This is a genomic window from Pseudomonas baltica (assembly GCF_031880315.1).
In the GTDB taxonomy this organism is placed as follows: domain Bacteria; phylum Pseudomonadota; class Gammaproteobacteria; order Pseudomonadales; family Pseudomonadaceae; genus Aquipseudomonas.
Window position 1 is genome coordinate 5,070,977 of the sequence record NZ_CP134771.1, and the last position, 20,204, is coordinate 5,091,180.

Here is a 20,204-nt window from a genome sequence, read left to right on the forward strand (position 1 = left end):
GCGTGTCGGGCCCGGTTTCCTTGGTCCTGGGAGGTCTTAATGCGCCGAGCTGAAGTGTGCGGTGAGCTGACACAGGCTCAGTACCTGCTCCACCGCAGGGCTCTGCGCCACCAGCTGCAGGCTGGCACCGGCGGCGTGCAGTTCGCGGTGCGCGAGCAGCAACAGTTGCAGGCCGGCGCCGTCCATTTCCGCCACGTCGGTCAGGTCCAGCTGCCAGCTTTGCGCGTCGGTGAGCCAGGGCAGCCACAGGGCCGCCAGCTCGGCGGCGCTGTAGATGGTCATCTCGCCGCGCACGGCCATGTGGGTGACGCCTTCCAGGCTGTTGGCGGTGATCATGGCAGGATCAACTTGGCGACCGCTGCCATCATCTGCGCCGGCTGGAAAGGCTTGACCACCCATGCCCGAGCGCCGGCGGCCTGGCCTTCCTGTTTGCGGCTTTCCTGGGATTCGGTGGTGAGCATGATGATTGGCGTGAACTTGTACGCGGCGAGCTTTTTCACCTCCTTGACGAAGGTGATGCCGTCCATGTTCGGCATGTTCACGTCGCTGATCATCAGGTGCACTTTCTGCCCCGTGAGTTTGCTCAGTGCATCCTTGCCGTCGCAGGCTTCGAGCACGTCGTAACCCGCGCCCTTGAGCGCGATCCCGACGACCTGGCGAATGCTCGCCGAGTCATCGACCACCAATACGGTCTTGGCCATTAGTCCTCTCCTTAGAAGAATGTGATTGCGTGTTCGTCGGCGGCCTTGGCGGCGCTGCCGTGATGATTCTGGCGTTGTTCGCGCATGGCGTAGCCGCGCTCCATGTCGGCCATCCACGCGCGGATGTCCAACACCAATGGCTGGCCGCGCTGCTCGGCCTGTTGCAGTTCGTCGTGCAGGTGGTTCATGCGTTCGCGCACCTGGGCGAGGATCTGGCTGACGCGATCCTGGAACTGCAGCGCGACCAGCACCTGGCTGATTTCCTCGCCGATGCCGGCACTTTCGTTGAGCAGGCCGTCGGCCGAGTCGCGCAACTGGCCGGTAATGGTGCCAAACCGTGCGAGCACGCTTTCGATGGTGTTCTGCGAGGCGCTGACGCTGTCGTGGCTGCGCTCGCTGCTCTGGCCGGCGACCTCTACGAGGCGGGTGATGGCGCCGTTGATGATGTCGACCTTGGCGGACATCTTCTGCCCGGTCTCGCTGGACTGGCTGGACAGGGTGCGCACGGCATCGGCCACTACCGCGAATCCGCGCCCGGCTTCTCCGGCTCGGGCAGCCTCGATGGCGGCATTGAGCGCCAGCAGGTTGGTCTGCGCGGCGATCGCCGCCACATCGGCCGCCATGGCCCGCAACTCGCCGGTGTAGGCGGTGAGGTTGCTGACCTCGCCGAGCATCTCGTCGCGGCTCTGTTGGGCGATACGCAGCGACTCGACCACTTGATACAGCTCGCTTTCGCTGGCGCTGAGCCCGCCCGCGCTATCGGCGCCATTGCCGGCGGCAGCCTGGGAGGCCTGCACGGTGTGATCCAGGCGCCCGGAAATATCCACGAAGCGGGCGGTCAGGTCGTTGATCGCGTGCTCGGTCTGGTCCCGCGAGGTATCGATTTGCCGCATCCAGATGGGCAAGGCTTGCTGAAACAGGCTTTCGGCCACCGGCCGCGCCGCGTTTTCGTGCAGTTGGGCGTGGGCGTCGCTCAGTGCTTGCAATCGGGCTTGGCCTTGGTGCTCGGCATTGCGTACCTGCCACAGCGAATAAACACTGGCGGCCAAGGTCGGCACGAGCGTGCAGCCTGCCACCAGCCACCAGGAAAAAGCGCCGCCGGCCTGGGTCGACAGTACTGCACCCGCCAGGACCCCTGCGGCGATACCGGGGAGGATGACAGCAGCGGGATTGGCTTTGCGGATGGGAGTCATAAGGGCGTCCATAACCAGGTAACAAGTGCAAGCTAAGCTTGAGAGTTACTGGGTTATCCCCTATTAGAGTAAAAACTTGACGCCAAAAGCCTGCCGTTTGTCGCTTTTTATCCAGTGGTTTATACAGGGGTTGTACAAGCAGCGAGGTGAACTGGCTCGCGTAAATCAGCTAAAAAGTGGTGTAACGTCAGGTTTCCAAACGCGTTTTGATGATCGGTCAACAGGCCAATCAGCTGATGATTTCGCCGTGTTGCTGCGTGCTTTGTACAGCTTCTTGGCCGTCTTGCGCAGAGCACCCTGCGAACGACCGCGGAACGAAATACTTCTGATAATACTGTTGATCCATACAGTAGTTGGCATTACCCTGTGGGCTGGACCTTGATACCCTTCCTTGCTGGCAAACGCTTATGACCGACACTGACCTCCTGAACGACGAACCTGACTGCGGCCCCTTTCCCACTGCCCTGGAGATGCTGGAGCAGCAGTGCGCATTGCTGGCCACCGAACTCGACGATACCAATGCCGAGTTGCGCGCCTGCCGTCAGCGGATCGCGGTGTTGGTGGTCCAGCATGGCAACGATGCCAACGAAATCGCACGCCAGCGTACCGAGTTGGTGAGGCTGGGCTGGGAGCTGTCCACGGCGAGGGTGGACGCAAGTCGGGAGGCTGCCGGGGAGGGCGCGTACGACGGCCATTGCCACGGCGCGCGGGAATGATACAGGTAGCCTGCAAGGCAAATCGCGGGCAATAAAAAAACCCGCCGAAGCGGGTTTTCCCAAGACCATTCCAACTCCTGTCGGCAGCCTCATGGCCATGGTCGATCGTCCTTGATCCAGCAGCGCTGCCTGCGTTGCTGTTGATGGGCTCAGGTTACTGCGTGGACGCAGCGAGCACTAGAGCCGATCATCCCTGCGGTGTGTAAGCCTTTGGCTACAGCGAGTGTCGGATCCGTAAAATGAACCGTTAAAGCGACCCTTGGCGCAACTCGCGCACCAACGACTCACCGCTGATCTCTGTCACCGACTTGGCCCCGGTCAGCACCATCGCCACGCGCATTTCCTTTTCGATCAAGTCCAGCAAGTTGCTTACCCCCGCGCCGCCCGCCGCTGCCAGCGCGTAGATGAACGGGCGCCCGAGCAACACGCTGTCCGCGCCCAGGGCGATCATGCGCACGATGTCCAGGCCGTTGCGTACTCCCGAGTCGGCCAGAATCGCCAGTTGGCCCTTCACTGCATCGGCAATCGCCGGCAGGGCGCGGGCGCTCGAGAGCACGCCGTCGAGCTGGCGGCCGCCATGGTTGGAGACGACGATGCCGTCGGCGCCGAAGGTCACGGCATCGCGGGCGTCTTCGGGGTCGAGGATGCCCTTGATGATCATCGGGCCGTCCCAGAACTCGCGGATCCATTCCAGATCCTTCCACGAAATCGACGGATCGAAATTGCTGCCCAGCCAGCCGATGTAATCCGCCAGGCCCGTGGGATTGCCGCGGTATCTGGAGATGTTGCCCAGGTCGTGAGGGCGGCCATTGACGCCCACATCCCAGGCCCAGGCCGGGTGAGTAACCGCTTGCCACATGCGTCGCAGCGGTGCGTTGGGGCCGCTCATGCCGGAGTGGGCATCTCGATAGCGGGCGCCTGGCACGGGCATGTCGACGGTGAACACCAGGGTGGTGACGCCCGCAGCTTTGGCGCGCTCCAGGGCGTTTTTCATGAAGCCGCGGTCCTTGAGCACATACAGCTGGAACCACATGGGCCGGGAGAGGGTAGGCGCGACTTCTTCGATGGGGCACACCGACACCGTCGACAAGGTGAAGGGAATGCCTTTGGCGTCGGCTGCCTTGGCGGCTTGCACTTCGCCGCGGCGGGCGAACATGCCGCACAGGCCGATGGGCGCGAGGGCTACCGGCATGGCCAAGGTCTGGCCGAACAGTTGGGTCTGCAGGCTCAGCTCGGACATATTGCGCAGCACCCGCTGGCGCAGCGCGATGTCGGCCAGGTCGGCGACATTGCGACGCAAGGTGTGCTCGACGTAGGCGCCGCCGTCCAGGTAGTGAAACAAAAACGGCGGCAGCTTGCGTTGCGCGGCGGCGCGGTAATCGGTGGAGGCGGAGATGATCATGGGGCGGCGTTCTCTGTTGTTGTATAGGGAGAGCGGCGGCGGTCGATTGGTATTACCAATTTACAAGTTCTACGAACCAGATTAAAAGGATGGGGCGAAGGCTGTCAATTTTCGGAGAAAGGCATGGGGTTCGGACAGGTACAACAGCGGCGATTGTCGGATGACATCGTCACCAGGCTGGAGAGCATGATTGTCGAGGGCACCCTCAAGGCCGGCGAGCGCTTGCCCGCCGAGCGGGCATTGGCAGAGCAAATGGGCGTGTCGCGTCCATCGTTGCGTGAGGCTCTGCAAAAGCTGGCGGCCAAGGGCTTGCTGGTCAGCCGTCAGGGCGGTGGCAACTACGTGGCCGATTCACTGGGCTCGACTTTCAGCGATCCGCTGTTGCACTTGCTGGAGAACAACCCCAGCGTGCAGCGTGACCTGCTGGAGTTTCGCCACACCCTCGAAGGTTCCTGTGCCTTCTACGCCGCTCAGCGCGCCACCAGCCTCGATCATCAGCGCCTGCGCGATGCCTTCGAAACCTTGCAGCACTGCTATACCAGCGAGGGCAGGCCGGACCGTGCACAGGAAGCCCTGGCCGACGCCAACTTCCACCTGGCCATCGCCGAGGCCAGCCACAACGCCGTGCTGCTGCACACCATCCGGGGCCTGTTCGACCTGCTCAAGCGCAACGTAATGACCAATATCGGCGGCATGTACGCGCTGCGCGACGAAACCCGCGACATGCTGATGGCGCAGCACAGCGAGCTGTTCAACGCCATTATCGAAGGCCGTGCAGAAGACGCGCGGGATATCTCCAATCGGCATATCCATTACGTCCAGGAAGTGCTGGCCGAAGGTGTGCAGGAGGCCCAGCGGGTGGCCCGGGCACAGCGGCGGCAGGGGATTTGAGTGCCTAGGCGCGCCGCCGCATCCATTCATCCACCACATCCCCCATGGTCTTGGGCGTGCCATCGACTATCCACGCCATGAACTCCCGATCGAACTTGAACGACGCCCCACATTGTTCGACCATGAACCGTCGCACATTCTGGGTATTCCTGTAGCCGGAAGTCACCGGGGTATCGCGGGTGATAACGGCGCTGTGCCAATCGAACTGCATGCCGTGCGCTTCCTTGACCAAAACGTGTGTGCCGCGATCTTACCTTAACCGCCCCCAGTGCCGCCTTAGACACCTGAACACATAAGCTCAGACACATACGCTCATGGACAACGCTGCCCGACTGATTCATGATTTCAGCCGTTTACGAGCCTGGAACACGTCACGGAGCATTTGTCAGTGGAACACTCACGCAACACCGCAGCCGATACGGTTTACATCGTACGCATCGACGGTACCCGTTTCGGGCCTTACAGCACCGAGGTCGAGCCCAACAAGGCGTTGATCTACGAAGTGACCCTCAATGCCGGTGCCGGCGACACCCTGGAGCGCATCCGCGCCGATGGCAGTGTCGAGACCTACCTGATCACCAATACTCACTTCCAGCCGCAGATGAGCGCTGTCGAGGCCCACTACACCGTGCGCCTGCGCAAGGACTGAGTTCAGCGCTGATCGGCGCTGGCCGAGCCGCTGTAGCGTTCGATGATTCTGTCGATCTCGCCGGACATCTTCATCCGCAGCAAGGTGCGCAGGATCCGTTGCACGGGAACGTCCGGGTCGTTGCGCACGTAGCAGCCCAGGCCCTGGGCGCTCAATAGTCTGAGGGGGTGCAGCTGTTGATCCGCCGGCTGGCTGCTGTTGAACCAGTTGAGCGCCATCTGATTGCTCACAGCGTACTCATAACGCCCGGCCTTGAGTTTCATCAATACCTGCACCTGATTGCGTCCGTCGTCGCGGATCAATTTGTTGCTGTCGAAGTAGGGTTGCAGATTCGGATAGCTGTAGCCCAGCACGGTACCGATCTTCTGCACCGACAGTTGCCCTGGGTCTACAGGCAGGGCATGTTCGGCGCTGCCGATCAGATAATCCTTTTGCGTGATCAGCGGCAGGCTCCAGATATAGTCCCCCGAGAGGTTGGGGCCCCATGACTGCGAGGTGTAGCAGCGAATGTCCACCTGGCCGCTTTCCATTGCCGCTTGCAGGCGCAGGCGTGGCAGCACATGGAATTCGGCCGGGGCGCCGATCTGGGCGGCGAGGCTGGTCATGATCTGGAACAGAATGCCGTCGTCAGGTATGCCATCTTCGATCTCCATCAGCGGCATGGACCAGGCGTCCGACACCAGGAAACGAATGGGTCGAGTGTCCGCCAGCGCCGTTGAAGCCCATAACATCCCGATCAGAATGCACCAAGCTTTGCGCATCTAGCCCCCGAGGGTCCGAAAACAGCAGTCGTTTGGCAGGTTATGGGGTAATACACACGTCCACTGGGTGCTTTTTGCCCCCTTGTCCGCTAGGATTAGCGGTCTTTTGCAACCCAGTCGCGATGGTTTTCGATGAGTTATCAGGTTCTTGCACGTAAATGGCGTCCGCGCTCGTTCCGCGAAATGATCGGCCAGACCCATGTGCTCAAGGCTTTGATCAACGCGTTGGACAATCAGCGCCTGCATCATGCCTACCTCTTCACGGGGACCAGGGGTGTAGGCAAGACTACCATCGCGCGGATTATTGCCAAGTGCGTAAATTGCGAAATTGGCATCACTTCGACACCATGCGGTACGTGCTCGGTATGCCGCGAGATCGATGAGGGTCGTTTCGTCGATCTGATCGAGATCGACGCCGCCAGCCGCACCAAGGTCGAGGACACCCGCGAACTGCTCGACAACGTGCAGTACGCCCCCAGCCGCGGGCGCTTCAAGGTCTACCTGATCGACGAAGTGCACATGCTGTCGAGCCACTCGTTCAATGCCTTGCTGAAGACGCTCGAAGAGCCGCCGCCCTACGTCAAGTTCATCCTTGCCACCACCGATCCGCAAAAGCTGCCCGCCACCATCCTGTCGCGTTGCTTGCAGTTTTCCCTGAAAAACATGACCCCTGAGCGGGTGGTCGAGCACCTCAGCCACGTGTTGAGCGTCGAGAACGTGCCGTTCGAGGACGACGCCCTGTGGTTGCTGGGCCGCGCCGCCGACGGTTCGATGCGCGATGCCATGAGCCTCACCGACCAGGCCATCGCCTTTGGTGAGGGCAAGGTGCTGGCGGCGGATGTGCGGGCCATGCTCGGTACTTTGGATCACGGACAGGTCTACGGTGTGCTGCAGGCGTTGCTCGAAGGCGACGCGCGCGGGCTGCTGGAGGCGGTGCGTCATCTGGCCGAGCAGGGGCCGGACTGGAATGGCGTGCTGGCGGAAATCCTCAACGTGCTGCATCGCGTCGCAGTGGCGCAGGCCCTGCCTGAAGCCGTGGACAACGGCCAGGGCGACCGCGACCGGGTATTGGCTGTGGCGCAAGCGCTGCCGGCCGAGGATGTGCAGTTCTATTACCAGATGGGTTTGATCGGCCGTCGGGATTTGCCCCTGGCCCCGGACCCGCGCAGCGGTTTCGAGATGGTCCTGCTGCGCATGCTGGCGTTCCGGCCGGCGGGCAGCAGTGATGCACCGCCGCAAACGCTAAAGCCAGTGGGGATCAGCCAGGCCACAGCTGATTCCTCCAGGGCAGTGGCGGCACTGGCAGCAACCCCGAGTGTGCCGGTAGCCGTTCCAGCCCCAGCACAAACAACGCCTTTGCCTGTCCCTACCGAGGAGGCGCCCCCGGTGCAAGCCGCCCCTGCGCAGGCGAGTTCTGCCAGCGCAGAAGCTGGCACGGATACAGCGCCCGCTTCGCAGGCAGCGCCAGCTCCCACCGCTTCCTCGGCCGCTGGTGGGGATGACAATCGGCGGCAGGCCCCCTCGCTACAGGGGGGAGCAGCGCACCAAATTCCAGTCGACGATCCGGATCTGCCTTGGAACGAGCCCGCTGCGCCACTGCAGGCCGAACCCGAGGCTTATGACGAGCCGCTGCTGGACACCGAATCCGAGCAGCCGATGCTCACTCCCATGCCAGCACCGACACCGGCCAGCGTGGTGCCGGCCGCGCCTGAGCGCGAGTCTCTGGACAGCGAAGATGAAGGCGACCGCATCGACAGCGCCGCGCACCTGCAACCGGTGCCCGATGCCTTCGTGCCCGCCGGTATGGACCGCGACGACGAGCCGCCGCTGGACGAGGACTATTACGAAGCCGATATCGACGCTTCGAACTATACGTTCCTCGACGATCTGGCCAGCGCCACGCCCGCGCCTGCACCGGCCGAACCCGAGCCGCTGCCGGCCTCGCAGCCGGCTACAGGCCTGGCCCTGCAATGGCTGGAGCTGTTCCCGAAATTGCCGATCTCAGGGCTCACGGCCAGCATCGCCGCCAACTGCAGCCTGATGGCGCTCGAGGGCGACGACTGGTTGCTGCACCTCGATCCGGCCCAGAGCGCGCTGTTCAACGCCACGCAACAGCGCCGGCTCAACGATGCCCTCAATCAGCACCATGGGCGTACGATCACGCTGAAGATCGAGCTGGTCCGCCCCGAGCAGGAGACCCCTGCTCAGGCGTCTTCTCGCCGGCGTACCGAGCGTCAGCATGAAGCCGAGGCGTCGATCCAGTCCGATCCGTTCATCCAGCAGATGATGCAGCAGTTCGGCGCGACCGTGCGAAACGATACTATTGAACCTGTCGACGTTCCGGTGAGCCAGAACGTATAACCCGTCAACGGCGCTGCCCGAGGCGGCGCCCACTACAACCCTACTTACGAGGTGAATTCCCATGATGAAAGGTGGCATGGCCGGCCTGATGAAGCAGGCTCAGCAGATGCAGGAAAAAATGGCCAAGGCGCAGGAAGAACTGGCCAATGCCGAAGTCACCGGTCAGGCCGGTGCCGGCCTGGTCAGCGTGGTGATGACCGGTCGTCACGACGTCAAGCGCATCAGCCTCGATGACAGCCTGATGCAGGAAGACAAGGAAGTGCTCGAAGACCTGATCGCCGCCGCGGTCAACGATGCCGTGCGCAAGATCGAAGCCAACAGCCAGGACAAGATGTCCGGCATGACCGCTGGCATGCAATTGCCGCCGGGCTTCAAGATGCCGTTCTGATTTTCATGGCACTTACAAAAAGCCAGGCTCCGTGCCTGGCTTTTTGCGTTGTGCGCGCCTGCAATCGTGGGAACGTGCACCTGGCCCATCGGTCTGCTTAAGTAGTGTTCAACTTTCAGGAGCCTTCTTCATGTCCACCGAACTGACCCTCAACCAGCGTTTCGTCCTCGCCTCGCGGCCCAAGGGCGCGCCGACGCCCGAGAACTTTCGCCTGGAGCGCGTGGCCTTGCCCGAGCTGCAAGATGGCGAGGTGCAACTGCGCACGCTGTTCATGTCGCTGGACCCTTACATGCGTGGCCGCATGAGCGACGCACCGTCCTACGCCGCGCCAGTGGCGATCAACGAAGTGATGACGGCCGGCGCCGTGAGCCAGGTGACGGCGTCACGCAATCCGAAATTCCAGGAAGGCGACCTGGTGCTGGGCGCCACCGGCTGGCAGACCCACAGCATCAGTGACGGCAGTGGCATCATCCCCCTGCCAGCGGGTATTCCTTCACCGTCCATGGCCCTCGGCGTGCTGGGCATGCCCGGCATGACCGCCTACATGGGCCTCATGCACATCGGCCAGCCCAAGGAAGGCGAGACGCTCGTGGTCGCGGCGGCGTCCGGGGCGGTGGGCTCGGTGGTCGGTCAGGTGGCCAAGCTCAAGGGCCTGAAAGTGGTCGGGGTGGCCGGTGGACCTGACAAGTGCCGCTATGTGGTGGACGAATTAGGTTTCGACGCCTGTATCGACCACAAGAGCGAGACCTTCGCCGAGGACCTGGCCACGGCCTGTGGCCAAGGCATCGACATCTATTTCGAAAACGTCGGTGGCCATGTATTCGAAGCGGTGATGCCGCTGCTCAATGCCCGTGCGCGCATACCCGTGTGCGGATTGATCGCCCAGTACAACGAGTCTGCGCTGCCCGAGGGGCCGGATCGCTTCACGGTGCTGCCGCGGCTGTTGCTGACCAAGCGCGTTCGTATGCAAGGCTTCATCGTGTTCGATGACTTCGGCGATCGCCATGCCGAGTTCTATTCGGCCATGGTGCCGTGGGTTCGGGACGGCAAGATTCGCTTTCGCGAACACGTAGTCGATGGTCTGGAAAATGCGCCAGAGGCCTTTATCGGTCTGCTGCAAGGCCATAACTTCGGCAAGCTGGTGGTCAAGGTCGCCGACGCCTGAGTATTTGACGCTGAGCCCCGGCGCCGGTATAAACCGCGTCTCGTTGTCATTGCAGGTTTCTTCGCCATGAGTTTCAGCCCCCTGATTCGCCAACTGATCGACGCCCTGCGTATCTTGCCGGGCGTTGGGCAGAAAACCGCCCAGCGCATGGCGCTGCAGTTGCTCGAGCGCGATCGCAGCGGCGGCACGCGGTTGGCGCAGTCCTTGGCGCAGGCGATGGACGGTGTTGGGCATTGCCAGAAATGTCGGACCCTGACCGAAGAAACGCTCTGCCCGCAGTGCGCCGACACGCGTCGCGATGACACCTTGTTGTGTGTGGTCGAAGGGCCGATGGACGTTTACGCGGTGGAGCAGACCGGCTACCGCGGGCGCTATTTTGTCCTCAAGGGGCATTTGTCGCCGCTCGACGGGCTGGGCCCGGAGGCCATCGGTATCCCGCAATTGATGGCGCGTATCGAAGAGCAGGGCAGCTTTACCGAGGTGATCCTGGCCACCAATCCGACAGTGGAAGGCGAGGCCACCGCCCATTACATCGCGCAATTGCTCAACGGCAAGGGCCTGGTGACCTCACGCATTGCCCACGGCGTACCGCTGGGCGGCGAATTGGAGTTGGTCGATGGCGGCACGCTTGCGCATTCGTTTGCCGGGCGCAAGCCGATCGCGCTGTAACCACCCACCCTGTTTGGCCCCGGGACAGGCGCTATTCCCTGTAGCGAGGGGTAGGAGTCACGAATCCAGTGTGCCGCCTGCCAGGGCGCACAGCTGGATCGGGTCGAGGATGTGCACTTCCTTGCCCTGGGCGTCCAGCAGGCCGTTCTGCTGGAATCGCGTGAATACCCGCGACACCGTCTCCACCGCCAACCCCAGGTAGTTGCCCATCTCGTTGCGCGACATGCTCAAGCGAAACTGATTGGCCGAATACCCCCGCGCGCGAAACCGCGCCGAGAGGTTGACCAGAAAGGTAGCGATGCGCTCGTCGGCGGTCTTTTTCGACAGCAACAGCATCATTTGTTGGTCGTCGCGGATTTCCCGGCTCATGACGCGCATCAGTTGCCGGCGCAACTGCGGCAGTTGCATGGCCAGTTCATCGAGCCGCTCGAACGGGATCTCGCAGACCGAGGTGGTTTCCTGGGCCTGGGCCGATACCGGATGGCGTTCGGTGTCCATGCCCGACAGGCCGACCAGCTCGCTGGGCAGATGAAAGCCGGTGATCTGTTCGGCGCCGCTGTCGCTGACACTGAAGGTCTTCAAGGCCCCGGAACGCACGGCGTAGACTGCATCGAAGGTATCGCCCTGGCGAAACAGGTACTCGCCTTTTTTAAGCGGGCGGCCGCGGCGGACGATATCGTCCAGGGCGTCCATGTCGGCCAGGTCGAGCGACAATGGCAAGCACAGGGGAGCCAGGCTGCAATCCTTGCAGTGTGTCTGATTGTGGCCTCGCGGCGTGGCCCGTACCGCCGAGGCCGGCGATGCGTTGCGCACGATGAAGGACGCTGGATCTGACATTGTTTGATTCCTTGTGACAAACACGCATGAAAGGCAAGGTTAACCCACTGATGGTCTTCGGGCCACCGTAGCCGGTTCAGATGACCTGTGAAAAACGCTGTTGACCGTAAACCGCCGTATAGCGATCGAACACCGCGCAGACAGCCCTTACCAGCAGCCGCCCTGCAGGCAGGACCGTGAAACCATGGGGCTTCAGGCCGATCAGGCCGTCGGCCGCCAGTGCCAGCAGGGCTGGCCACTGCGCAGCGAAATAGTCGCGAAAATCGATGGCGTATGTTTTCTCGATTAGCGCGAAGTCCAACTCGAAATGGCAGATGACCTGACCGATGATCGCAGCACGCAACCGATCGTCGGCATCGCACAGCACACCGCGCAAGGTAGCGAGCTGGCCGCTGGCAAGGCGTTGCTGATACTCATTGATGTCGCTGGTGTTCTGGCAATACAGATCGCCCACGTGACTGATGGCCGAGACCCCGAGGCCGATCAGGTCGCAATGACCATGGGTGGTGTAGCCCTGGAAATTGCGGTGCAGGCGGCCTTCTTCCTGGGCGCAGGCCAGGTCGTCATCGGGCAGGGCAAAATGGTCCATGCCGATATGACGGTAGCCGGCGGCGGATAATTGCTCGATGGTGCGCTGCAGCATTTCCAGTTTTTGCCCCGGTGCCGGCAGGTCCTGGCGCTCGATACGGCGCTGGGGCAGAAAACGCTCGGGCAGGTGCGCGTAATTGAACACCGACAGGCGATCCGGTTGCAGGTCGATGACTTGCGCCACGGTGTCGGCAAAGCTGGCGACGGTCTGCTGCGGCAGGCCGTAGATCAGGTCGATGTTCACCGAGCGAAATTGCAGGGTGCGCGCGGCCTCCACCAGCGTGCGGGTTTCACCCAGGCTCTGCAGGCGATTGACCGCCCGCTGCACGGCCGGGTCGAGGTCCTGCACGCCGAGGCTGATGCGGTTGAAGCCCAGTTCACGCAGCAGCCCCATGGTCGACCAGTCGGCTTCGCGCGGGTCGATCTCGATACTGTAGTCGCCGGAGTCATCATCCTTGAGCGAGAAGTTCTCCCGCAGGCTGGTCATCAACTGGCGCAGTTCGGCGTGGCTGAGGAAGGTCGGCGTGCCCCCGCCCAAGTGCAACTGCTCGACCACCTGCAGGGGGTCGGCATGGCAGCCCAGTTGCTGGATTTCCCGTTCCAGGCGTGTCAGATAAGGCTGGGCCCGACCGCGGTCTTTGGTGATGACCTTGTTGCACGCGCAGTAGTAGCAAATGTTGGCGCAAAACGGCAGGTGCACGTACAGCGACAGCGGGCGCAACGCCTTGCGGCTGCCGCGCAGGGCCTGCATGAGGTCGAAGCTGCCCACCTGGCTGTGGAATTGCACGGCGGTAGGGTAGGAGGTGTAGCGCGGGCCGGACAGGTCATAGCGCTTGATCAGCTCGTCATCCCAGCAGGGGGCATCGTGCATGGAGGAGTTTTCCGGTGGCGGGGCGAATGCAGCATTTTAGGCGCCGACGCCTGCGGGAAAATTGACCCAGATCAATAGTGCGCCGCTCGCTCAGTCCAGCAAGGATTAAACAGACGAGTGCCACACGTCAGGATCTCGGTATCTTGCGCTTACAATGCAGCCTGGTGACTGCCGTTGTCCTGATGTGTCCAAGCGCGCGACCATAGCGGCCTGGCAACGTTGCCATCACCATTACGGAGCCTCACGATGAATGCTGAACGGGACCCATGGGCGCAACGCGTCAGCGACAACGGCTGGCTGTGGAATTCGGCTCAGAGCCAATCGGCGGAGGGCGAGCCGCTGTGCCTGATCCTCGCCCATGGTGCGGGCGCGCCGATGGACAGCGCGTTCATGAACACCATGGCCGAGCACTTGGCGCAACGCGGTATCGACGTCCTGCGCTTCGAATTCCCCTACATGGCGCAGCGCCGTATCGACGGCGGCAGACGCCCACCTAACCCGCAAGCGCGCTTGCTGGAGAAATGGCGAGAGGTCTATGCGCTGGTGCGCACCCAAGTGGCGGGGCGGCTGGCGATTGGCGGCAAGTCCATGGGCGGGCGCATGGCCAGCTTGCTGGCGGACGAGTTGGGGGCGGATGCCCTGGTATGCCTCGGCTATCCATTCTATGCCGCGGGCAAGCCGGAGAAGCCGCGGGTCGCGCACCTGGCCGACCTGCAGACCCGCACCCTGATCATCCAGGGTGAACGCGATACCCTGGGCAACCAGCCGACGGTGGCGGGCTATGAGGTGTCAGAGCAGATCGAGCTGTACTGGCTGCCGGCGGCCGACCACGATCTCAAACCGCTGAAGGCGTCCGGGTTCACCCATCAGCAACACCTGGAAAGCGCCGCCGACCGCGTGGCGGCGTTTCTCTATTGATCGTGGCGCGGTGATCACAGCGTGCGGGACGCATCAGGCTTGAGCAGGCGGCGTAGCTTCCATCGCCAGCAGCGGGACCAGGTCCGTACCGGTGAAGGTGCCGCTGACGGCCAGCAATGCCCCTTCCAACTCGATCTGTATCTGGCCGTCGAATTCGATTGAAAGCTTGCGGTTGTTCCAATCGATATCGACGTTGGCGCCGCCACGCATACCCTGGTCCCAAAGACCGCCAGGCAGCATCCGGGCGTAACGGCTGTAATAACCGGCGTCACCCGGTTCGAAACGTTTACGGATGACGTCGTCGCTGCGCATAGCCGGCAATCTAACGCGGATACTTTGATAGTCCGGGGTGAAGGGGCTGCCGACGGAGCCTTTCATGAACCAGCTTGATTGCTGCTCGGTCCATTCGAAAAAGGCAACGCCGGTGTAGTCCTGACCGTTCAGGTTCCAGCGCAGGATTCCGCTGGCATGGGTGTCGACGGGGGAGGGGGTGGGTGAGGTCATGATCTCTCTCATGGCGCCGATGGACGCGGTGGTGGTTGAGCCACCACCTTATCCATCGGGTTGAAAACGCATCACTGACAGAACGGAGAGTTACGTTCGTAATGAATCCGGTATAGACCACTTCGACTCAGCGATTGAACCGCTCCACCAGCGAATACTGGCTTTGCGCCGTGCGGGTCAGCTCGGTGCTCAGGTTGGCCGAGCTTTGCGCCTGTTCGGCGGTCACGTCGGCGAGGTCGGCGATGGTACCGATGTTGCGGCTGACTTCTTCGGCTACCGCGCTTTGCTGCTCGGTAGCGGCAGCGATCTGCGCGGTCATGTCGGTGATATTGGCCATGGCCTCGCTGATGCCCACCAGCGCTTGATCGGCCTCCATGACCCGCGCCACGCCTTCTTCGGCCTGACGGTTACCCGCTTCCATGGTGTTCACCGCGTTGCTGGCGGTGCCTTGCAGCTTGGCGATCAGGGCGTGGATCTGCCCGGTTGACTCGCTGGTACGCTGCGCCAACTGGCGCACCTCGTCGGCGACCACGGCAAAACCGCGGCCCATTTCACCGGCGCGGGCGGCCTCGATGGCAGCGTTCAGGGCCAGCAGGTTGGTCTGGTCGGCGATGCCTTTGATGACATCCACCACGCCGCCGATCTCGTTGCTGTCCTTGGCCAGTTGCAGCACGGTCTGGCCGGTTTCGCCCACCACCACCGACAGGCGCTGGATGGCGTCGCGGGTCTCACCGGCAATCGCCCGGCCTTTGCCGGTCAGGGTGTTGGCTTGCTGAGTGGCCTCGGCGGTGCGGTGCACATGGCTGGCGACCTCCGCAGTGGTCGCGGCCATCTGGTTGACGGCGGCGGCCACTTGCTCGGTTTCGACACGCTGGCGTTCCAGGCCGGTGGAGCTGTTGTGCGCCAGTACATCGGATTGCCGCGCCTGATCGCTCAGGTGCTCGGCGGTGTCCTGCAAGCGGGTCAGGCAGGTTTTCAGGCGGGCTTCCTGACTGAGGATGGACATCTCCAGGCGCGCCTGGGCTCCCCGGCTGTCGGTATACATCTGCGCGATCAACGGATCGGAGGTGGTCTGCTCGGCCAGGCGCAGCAGGCGTTTGAGGCCCCGCTGCTGCCAGCTCAGGCCCAGCAGCCCCAGGGGAATCGACAACCCGGCAGCCAGGGCGAAGCCCCAGCCAGAGTTGAGCCACAGGCCGATCAAAAAGCCGATCTGGCTGATCAGAATGAACGGCAGCCAGTTCTCGATCACCGGCAGCCAGTGATCGCGCTGCGGCACTGCTGCCTTGCCGCGGTTCAGGCGTTCATACAGTGCTTGTGCACGACGGACCTGCTCGGCGGTGGGCTTGATCCGTACCGACTCGTAGCCCACCACCTGGCTGCCATCGAAAATCGGCGTCACGTAGGCGTTGACCCAATAGAAGTCGCCATTCTTGCAGCGGTTCTTGACGATCCCCATCCATGGCAGACCCTGCTTGAGCGTCTGCCACATGTGTTCGAACACCGCTGATGGCACATCGGGATGGCGCACGGTGTTATGAGGCGCACGGATCAGCTCTTCGCTGGTAAAACCACTGATCTCGATAAATGCATCGTTGCAGTAGGTAATGACGCCCTTGGCATCCGTGGTGGAGATCAGCCGCTGCTGGGCCGGGAAAGTCCGTTCGCGCTGAGTGATGGGCTGGTTGTTTCGCATGGCAGAGTCTTTCCGCATAGGCTTTGCGCGGTTATCGGCACGCGCGCGGAGGAGTTGAGGAAAAACGCACGGTTTGCGCGTTTGTATTGATCCAGGTCAACGAATTGACCGATTCAGAGTTTGAGCGGATAGGTGAACAGGCCGAAATGGATAAGGTTGATCCCGAAGTGGCAGCCGGTCGCGGCAAGCAGCCCGCCATAGCGCCATGCCACCCCGTACCCGATGCCCGCCAGCGTTGCCAGCAGCGCCCAGGTCCAGCCACCGCCCAAGTGCGTCAGCCCGAACAGCACGGCGCTCAGGCTAATGGCCAGCGGCACGCCCCAGCGCCAGCGCTGCCAGCGATCGGTTAGCCAGCCGAGCAGGTAACCGCGAAACAGCAGCTCCTCGCTCAAGCTGACCAACAACAGATTGTTGGCGGCCCATAGCCAGGCGCCGGCCGGCCACTTGGGAGCCCAGGCCACGGCGTGCAACGCCAGTGCCAGCCCGAACAGACCGCTCGCCGTGATCGCCAGGGTTCGCACCGTGGCCTGCGTGATCAGCCCCCAGGGCCGCGCGGCAATCGCCCAAGGACAGCACAGCAGGATCCACGCGCCGATCAGGGGCTTGTCCAGATTCAGGAAGAGCGAGAAGGGCGGCGCCCCCGCGCTCAATACCTGCCGATCGATGATCAAGGCGTTATCGAAACCGGGCACGCGGTGCAGCGCCAGTCCCAGCGCCAGGAGCACGAAGCCTCCATGCCCCAACCAGGCCAGTCGCGCCTGTCGAGTCGCGATCCCCAGCAGTCCCAGGAGCGCGATGTACGGGAATGCCGAGTAGCCGATGTGGCCATAGCACAGCGCCATGCCATACCCGGCAGTCAATAAGAGGAGGGCGATCTGACGCTGAGCCTGCATGGAGCACATCCGAATCGGAGCAGAGCGCGCAGATTAGCGATGCTGCCGAGGGATGTCTGTAGGACGTTTCCCAAGTTGATCGTGCCTGCGTGGCACGACCAACCGTTCACCCCATGTGGGGTATCAGGATGCGATCAACTGGCGCAACACGTAATGCAGGATGCCGCCGGCCTTGAAGTATTCGACCTCGTTCAACGTGTCGATGCGGCACAGCACCTGCACCGTCTGCTGCTCGCCATTTTCACGGGTGATGCGCAGGTCGAGGTGCATATGAGGCTTCAATTGGGCTCCGGTCAACCCCAATACATCAAAGCTCTCGCCGCCGGTCAGTTGCAGCGATTTGCGGTTCTGTTCCGACAGGAACTGCAACGGCAACACACCCATGCCGACCAGATTGGAGCGGTGGATACGTTCGAAGCTCTCTGCCACGACTGCCTTGACCCCCAGCAGATTGGTGCCCTTGGCGGCCCAGTCGCGGCTTGAACCCGTCCCGTATTCCTGGCCGGCGATCACTACCAGGGGGGTGCCGGCGCTCTGGTATTGCATGGCGGCATCATAGATCGGCATTTTTTCGCCAGTCGGCACGAACAGCGTGTTGCCACCTTCTTCACCACCTAGCATTTCGTTGCGGATGCGGATATTGGCGAAGGTGCCACGCATCATCACTTCATGGTTGCCGCGGCGCGAGCCATAGGAGTTGAAGTCCCGTGACTCCACGCCTTTCTCGCGCAAATAGCGCCCGGCGGGGCTGTCGGCCTTGATATTGCCGGCGGGCGAGATGTGGTCGGTGGTCACCGAATCGCCGAGGATCGCCAGCGCCCGGGCCCCGGTCACGTCCTTGATTTCCGGCAGGGGGCCGGCGATGTTGTCGAAGAACGGTGGATGCTGGATGTAGGTGGAATCTTCCTGCCACACGTAGGTGGCGGCCTGGGGCACCTCGATCGCTTGCCACTGGGCGTCGCCTGCGAACACTTCGGCGTACTCCTTGTGGAACATGGCGGTATCGACCTTGGCCACCGCCGCAGCGATCTCCTGCTGGCTCGGCCAGATATCGCGCAGGTACACCGGATTGCCATCGCTGCCCCGGCCCAGCGGTTCGCTGCTGATATCGATGCGCACATTGCCCGCCAACGCATAGGCGACCACCAGCGGCGGCGAGGCCAGCCAGTTGGTTTTGACCAACGGGTGCACGCGGCCCTCGAAGTTGCGGTTGCCGGACAGCACCGAAGCGACCGTCAAGTCAGACTGCTGGATGGCTTTTTCGATCGGCTCGGCCAGTGGTCCAGAGTTGCCGATGCACGTGGTGCAGCCATAGCCCACCAAATCGAAGCCCAAGGCATCGAGATACTGGGTCAGGCCGGCCGCGTGGTAATAGTCGGTCACCACCTTGGACCCTGGCGCCAGCGAGCTCTTGACCCATGGTTTGCGTTTGAGGCCTTTCTCCACGGCCTTTTTCGCCACCAGGCCGGCGGCCATCATCACGCTGGGGTTCGAGGTATTGGTGCAGGAGGTAATGGCCGCGATCACCACGGCACCGTTCTGCAGGTTGTAGGTCTCGCCGTTATAGGTGTACTGGGCCTCGCCGGTCTGTTCAGCATTGCCGACGGCCACACCGCCGCCGCCCTCGCTTTCCAGTCGGCCTTCTTCCTTGCTGGGCGGCTTGAACTGCAGCCCAAGGAAGTCTTCGAAAGCACCCGGCACTTTGGGCAGCGGCACGCGGTCTTGCGGGCGTTTGGGGCCCGCCAGGCTGGCCACCACCTCGCTCATGTCCAGTTCCAGCGTGGCGCTGAAGGCCGGTTCCTGACCGGGCAGGCGCCACAGGCCCTGAGCTTTGCAGTAGGCCTCGACCAGCGCCACCGTGGCGTCGGGGCGGCCGGACAGACGCAGATAATCCAGGGTCACGTCATCCACTGGGAAGAAGCCGCACGTGGCGCCGTATTCGGGTGCCATGTTGGCAATGGTGGCGCGGTCAGCCAGTGGCAGTTCGGCCAGGCCGTCGCCATAGAACTCGACGAACTTGCCCACCACGCCTTTCTTGCGCAGCATCTGTGTGACGGTCAGTACCAGGTCGGTGGCGGTAATGCCTTCGTTGAGTTTGCCGATGAGCTTGAAGCCGATCACTTCCGGGATCAGCATCGACACCGGCTGGCCGAGCATGGCCGCTTCCGCCTCGATACCGCCCACGCCCCAGCCGAGCACGCCGAGGCCGTTGATCATGGTGGTGTGCGAATCGGTGCCTACCAGGGTGTCGGGGAAGGCGTAGGTGCGGCCATCCTCGTCCTTGGTCCACACCGTGCGGCCGAGGTATTCGAGGTTCACCTGGTGACAGATGCCGGTGCCGGGCGGTACCACGCTGAAGTTGTTGAAGGCGCTCTGTCCCCAGCGCAAAAAGGCGTAACGCTCGCCGTTGCGGTGCATTTCGATGTCGACGTTCTGGCCGAACGCCTGATTGTCGCCGTACTTGTCGACCATCACCGAGTGGTCGATCACCAGGTCCACCGGTGACAATGGATTGATGCGCTGCGGGTCGGCGCCCGCCTTGGCCACGGCGGCGCGCATGGCGGCCAGGTCGACCACTGCGGGCACCCCGGTGAAGTCCTGCATCAGCACCCGCGCCGGGCGGTACTGGATTTCCCGGTCGGAGCGGCGCTCCTTGAGCCAGTCGGCCAGGGCATGGATGTCGGTGGCAGTGACGGTGTGGTTGTCTTCCCAGCGCAACAGGTTTTCCAGTAGCACCTTGAGCGACATCGGCAGTTTTTGCAGATCGCCCAGGGTGGCGGCAGCGTCCGGGAGGCTGAAGTAGTGGTATTGACGGTCGCCGACCTGCAGCGTTTTGAGGGTTTTCAGGCTATCGAGAGAGGGCATGAACAAACTCCTTGTCGGGCCTCACGGTCAGGGCCCATGGGTTCAGTTTCTATGCACTGGACTGCGCGAGTGTGTCGCGGGTTCCGGAGTTCCTTTATCATGCGCGCTTTTCAAGGCAGCGGGATGAAACCCCTCTGCC

Annotated in this window: 20 protein-coding genes; 8 read left to right on the top strand and 12 right to left on the bottom strand. The window is 62.7% G+C overall.

From position 1 onward, the window contains the following. Window positions 1–36 precede the first annotated feature (36 nt). The 3 genes from REH34_RS22845 to REH34_RS22855 are packed head-to-tail and all read right to left on the bottom strand — an operon-like array spanning window position 37 to window position 1,906. Window positions 37–336: an STAS domain-containing protein gene (locus REH34_RS22845; RefSeq protein WP_226503519.1), complete on the bottom strand. Its 300-nt coding sequence runs from the start codon at window positions 334–336 to the stop codon at window positions 37–39. Continuing rightward, window positions 333–701: a response regulator gene (locus tag REH34_RS22850; protein WP_226503520.1), complete on the bottom strand. Its 369-nt coding sequence runs from the start codon at window positions 699–701 to the stop codon at window positions 333–335. The genes REH34_RS22845 and REH34_RS22850 overlap by 4 nt, the downstream gene beginning before the upstream one ends. Before the next feature lie 11 nt (window positions 702–712). Then, window positions 713–1,906, bottom strand: coding sequence for a methyl-accepting chemotaxis protein (locus REH34_RS22855; RefSeq protein ID WP_409373162.1), 1,194 nt, complete (start codon window positions 1,904–1,906; stop codon window positions 713–715). A gap of 395 nt (window positions 1,907–2,301) precedes the next feature. Between REH34_RS22855 and REH34_RS22860 the strand changes: the two genes are divergently transcribed. Then, complete coding sequence (locus REH34_RS22860; protein ID WP_226503522.1) at window positions 2,302–2,610, top strand: hypothetical protein; 309 nt, start codon at window positions 2,302–2,304, stop codon at window positions 2,608–2,610. 247 nt (window positions 2,611–2,857) lie between these two features. Here REH34_RS22860 and lldD read toward each other — a convergent pair whose 3' ends face one another. Next, window positions 2,858–4,012 carry an FMN-dependent L-lactate dehydrogenase LldD gene (gene lldD / locus REH34_RS22865; RefSeq protein WP_311969251.1) on the bottom strand — a complete coding sequence of 385 codons (1,155 nt, stop codon included), beginning with the start codon at window positions 4,010–4,012 and terminating at the stop codon, window positions 2,858–2,860. Window positions 4,013–4,135: 123 nt separating this feature from the next. Here lldD and REH34_RS22870 point away from each other — a divergent pair, with 123 nt between their 5' ends. Beyond that, window positions 4,136–4,903, top strand: a complete 768-nt coding sequence (locus REH34_RS22870) for a GntR family transcriptional regulator (RefSeq protein ID WP_311969252.1) — start codon at window positions 4,136–4,138, stop codon at window positions 4,901–4,903. A gap of 4 nt (window positions 4,904–4,907) precedes the next feature. Here REH34_RS22870 and REH34_RS22875 read toward each other — a convergent pair whose 3' ends face one another. After that, entirely contained in the window at window positions 4,908–5,114 is a 207-nt protein-coding gene (locus REH34_RS22875; RefSeq protein WP_226503525.1) for a DUF6434 domain-containing protein, read from the bottom strand. Window positions 5,115–5,291: 177 nt separating this feature from the next. Here REH34_RS22875 and REH34_RS22880 point away from each other — a divergent pair, with 177 nt between their 5' ends. After that, complete coding sequence (locus tag REH34_RS22880; protein ID WP_226503526.1) at window positions 5,292–5,552, top strand: hypothetical protein; 261 nt, start codon at window positions 5,292–5,294, stop codon at window positions 5,550–5,552. Between the two features lie 2 nt (window positions 5,553–5,554). Here REH34_RS22880 and REH34_RS22885 read toward each other — a convergent pair whose 3' ends face one another. After that, window positions 5,555–6,313 (bottom strand): ABC transporter substrate-binding protein, encoded by a 759-nt coding sequence (locus tag REH34_RS22885; protein WP_311969253.1) that lies wholly within the window; start codon window positions 6,311–6,313, stop codon window positions 5,555–5,557. 132 nt (window positions 6,314–6,445) lie between these two features. Between REH34_RS22885 and dnaX the strand changes: the two genes are divergently transcribed. The 4 genes from dnaX (at window position 6,446) to recR (ending at window position 10,896) form a co-directional block, all read left to right on the top strand. Then, a complete protein-coding gene (gene dnaX / locus REH34_RS22890) occupies window positions 6,446–8,674 on the top strand; it encodes a DNA polymerase III subunit gamma/tau (protein ID WP_311969254.1) in 2,229 nt (742 codons plus the stop codon). Window positions 8,675–8,735: 61 nt separating this feature from the next. Next, entirely contained in the window at window positions 8,736–9,062 is a 327-nt protein-coding gene (locus REH34_RS22895) for a YbaB/EbfC family nucleoid-associated protein (RefSeq protein WP_226503529.1), read from the top strand. 130 nt (window positions 9,063–9,192) lie between these two features. After that, a complete protein-coding gene (locus REH34_RS22900; protein WP_226503530.1) occupies window positions 9,193–10,227 on the top strand; it encodes an NADP-dependent oxidoreductase in 1,035 nt (344 codons plus the stop codon). Window positions 10,228–10,293: 66 nt separating this feature from the next. After that, window positions 10,294–10,896, top strand: coding sequence for a recombination mediator RecR (gene recR / locus REH34_RS22905; RefSeq protein ID WP_226503531.1), 603 nt, complete (start codon window positions 10,294–10,296; stop codon window positions 10,894–10,896). Window positions 10,897–10,953: 57 nt separating this feature from the next. Here the strand turns inward: recR and fnr are convergent, their stop codons facing one another. Beyond that, window positions 10,954–11,733, bottom strand: coding sequence for a fumarate/nitrate reduction transcriptional regulator Fnr (gene fnr / locus REH34_RS22910; protein WP_226503532.1), 780 nt, complete (start codon window positions 11,731–11,733; stop codon window positions 10,954–10,956). A gap of 76 nt (window positions 11,734–11,809) precedes the next feature. Next, entirely contained in the window at window positions 11,810–13,192 is a 1,383-nt protein-coding gene (gene hemN / locus REH34_RS22915) for an oxygen-independent coproporphyrinogen III oxidase (protein ID WP_311969255.1), read from the bottom strand. Between the two features lie 246 nt (window positions 13,193–13,438). Here hemN and REH34_RS22920 point away from each other — a divergent pair, with 246 nt between their 5' ends. Further along, window positions 13,439–14,110 (top strand): alpha/beta family hydrolase, encoded by a 672-nt coding sequence (locus REH34_RS22920; protein ID WP_311969256.1) that lies wholly within the window; start codon window positions 13,439–13,441, stop codon window positions 14,108–14,110. Between the two features lie 33 nt (window positions 14,111–14,143). Here the strand turns inward: REH34_RS22920 and REH34_RS22925 are convergent, their stop codons facing one another. The 4 genes from REH34_RS22925 to acnA all read right to left on the bottom strand — a co-directional run bounded on the left by REH34_RS22925 (window position 14,144) and on the right by acnA (window position 20,065). After that, the gene (locus REH34_RS22925; RefSeq protein ID WP_311969257.1) at window positions 14,144–14,614 is read right to left on the bottom strand and encodes a hypothetical protein; all 471 of its coding nucleotides are present in this window, start codon (window positions 14,612–14,614) and stop codon (window positions 14,144–14,146) included. A gap of 127 nt (window positions 14,615–14,741) precedes the next feature. Next, complete coding sequence (locus tag REH34_RS22930; RefSeq protein ID WP_311969258.1) at window positions 14,742–16,307, bottom strand: PAS domain-containing methyl-accepting chemotaxis protein; 1,566 nt, start codon at window positions 16,305–16,307, stop codon at window positions 14,742–14,744. A 113-nt stretch (window positions 16,308–16,420) separates the two neighbouring features. Next, window positions 16,421–17,200, bottom strand: coding sequence for a CPBP family intramembrane glutamic endopeptidase (locus REH34_RS22935; RefSeq protein ID WP_311969259.1), 780 nt, complete (start codon window positions 17,198–17,200; stop codon window positions 16,421–16,423). 123 nt (window positions 17,201–17,323) lie between these two features. Continuing rightward, window positions 17,324–20,065 (bottom strand): aconitate hydratase AcnA, encoded by a 2,742-nt coding sequence (gene acnA / locus REH34_RS22940; RefSeq protein ID WP_311969260.1) that lies wholly within the window; start codon window positions 20,063–20,065, stop codon window positions 17,324–17,326. Window positions 20,066–20,204: the final 139 nt, after the last annotated feature.

What these genes read in the sequence shown, in the direction of transcription:
- dnaX (WP_311969254.1), top strand. Translation starts at nt 6,446, where the DNA reads ATGAGTTATCAGGTTCTTGCACGTAAATGGCGTCCGCGCTCGTTCCGC.
- REH34_RS22875 (WP_226503525.1), bottom strand. Translation starts at nt 5,114, where the DNA reads ATGCAGTTCGATTGGCACAGCGCCGTTATCACCCGCGATACCCCGGTG.
- fnr (WP_226503532.1), bottom strand. Translation starts at nt 11,733, where the DNA reads ATGTCAGATCCAGCGTCCTTCATCGTGCGCAACGCATCGCCGGCCTCG.
- lldD (WP_311969251.1), bottom strand. Translation starts at nt 4,012, where the DNA reads ATGATCATCTCCGCCTCCACCGATTACCGCGCCGCCGCGCAACGCAAG.
- recR (WP_226503531.1), top strand. Translation starts at nt 10,294, where the DNA reads ATGAGTTTCAGCCCCCTGATTCGCCAACTGATCGACGCCCTGCGTATC.
- REH34_RS22895 (WP_226503529.1), top strand. Translation starts at nt 8,736, where the DNA reads ATGATGAAAGGTGGCATGGCCGGCCTGATGAAGCAGGCTCAGCAGATG.
- REH34_RS22935 (WP_311969259.1), bottom strand. Translation starts at nt 17,200, where the DNA reads ATGCAGGCTCAGCGTCAGATCGCCCTCCTCTTATTGACTGCCGGGTAT.
- REH34_RS22845 (WP_226503519.1), bottom strand. Translation starts at nt 336, where the DNA reads ATGATCACCGCCAACAGCCTGGAAGGCGTCACCCACATGGCCGTGCGC.
- REH34_RS22885 (WP_311969253.1), bottom strand. Translation starts at nt 6,313, where the DNA reads ATGCGCAAAGCTTGGTGCATTCTGATCGGGATGTTATGGGCTTCAACG.
- acnA (WP_311969260.1), bottom strand. Translation starts at nt 20,065, where the DNA reads ATGCCCTCTCTCGATAGCCTGAAAACCCTCAAAACGCTGCAGGTCGGC.
- REH34_RS22860 (WP_226503522.1), top strand. Translation starts at nt 2,302, where the DNA reads ATGACCGACACTGACCTCCTGAACGACGAACCTGACTGCGGCCCCTTT.
- REH34_RS22925 (WP_311969257.1), bottom strand. Translation starts at nt 14,614, where the DNA reads ATGACCTCACCCACCCCCTCCCCCGTCGACACCCATGCCAGCGGAATC.
- REH34_RS22920 (WP_311969256.1), top strand. Translation starts at nt 13,439, where the DNA reads ATGAATGCTGAACGGGACCCATGGGCGCAACGCGTCAGCGACAACGGC.
- REH34_RS22870 (WP_311969252.1), top strand. Translation starts at nt 4,136, where the DNA reads ATGGGGTTCGGACAGGTACAACAGCGGCGATTGTCGGATGACATCGTC.
- REH34_RS22930 (WP_311969258.1), bottom strand. Translation starts at nt 16,307, where the DNA reads ATGCGAAACAACCAGCCCATCACTCAGCGCGAACGGACTTTCCCGGCC.
- REH34_RS22855 (WP_409373162.1), bottom strand. Translation starts at nt 1,906, where the DNA reads ATGGACGCCCTTATGACTCCCATCCGCAAAGCCAATCCCGCTGCTGTC.
- REH34_RS22900 (WP_226503530.1), top strand. Translation starts at nt 9,193, where the DNA reads ATGTCCACCGAACTGACCCTCAACCAGCGTTTCGTCCTCGCCTCGCGG.
- REH34_RS22850 (WP_226503520.1), bottom strand. Translation starts at nt 701, where the DNA reads ATGGCCAAGACCGTATTGGTGGTCGATGACTCGGCGAGCATTCGCCAG.
- hemN (WP_311969255.1), bottom strand. Translation starts at nt 13,192, where the DNA reads ATGCACGATGCCCCCTGCTGGGATGACGAGCTGATCAAGCGCTATGAC.